The sequence below is a fragment of the Paraburkholderia sp. SIMBA_054 genome (assembly GCF_046534875.1).
Lineage (GTDB): Bacteria > Pseudomonadota > Gammaproteobacteria > Burkholderiales > Burkholderiaceae > Paraburkholderia > Paraburkholderia hospita.
The window spans coordinates 1-277 of the sequence record NZ_JAWRXV010000657.1 but is presented as its reverse complement, the minus strand read 5'-3'; the positions used below and the strand labels follow the sequence as shown (position 1 = coordinate 277).

Sequence of the window (277 nt, the reverse complement as noted above, 5' to 3'; positions counted from 1 at the left end):
AAGAACCACCCGATCTATTATGCTGGCCCGGCCAAGACGCCTGCCGGTTATGCTTCCGGCTCGTTCGGGCCAACCACGGCAGGCCGTATGGATTCCTATGTGGACCAGTTCCAGTCCTTTGGCGGCTCCATGGTGATGCTCGCCAAGGGCAACCGTTCGCGTCAGGTGCGCGAAGCCTGCGGCCAGCACCGTGGGTTCTATCTGGGCTCCATCGGTGGCCCGGCTGCCCGTCTGGCCCAGGATTGCATCAAGAAGGTCGAGGTTGTCGAATATCCGG

General features: G+C 62.1%; 1 protein-coding gene. It reads left to right on the top strand.

The annotated features are described in order from the left end of the window. Positions 1-12 precede the first annotated feature (12 nt). The coding region (locus SB822_RS56730) for a fumarate hydratase C-terminal domain-containing protein (protein ID WP_410859057.1) at positions 13-277 on the top strand (265 nt) is incomplete at its 3' end.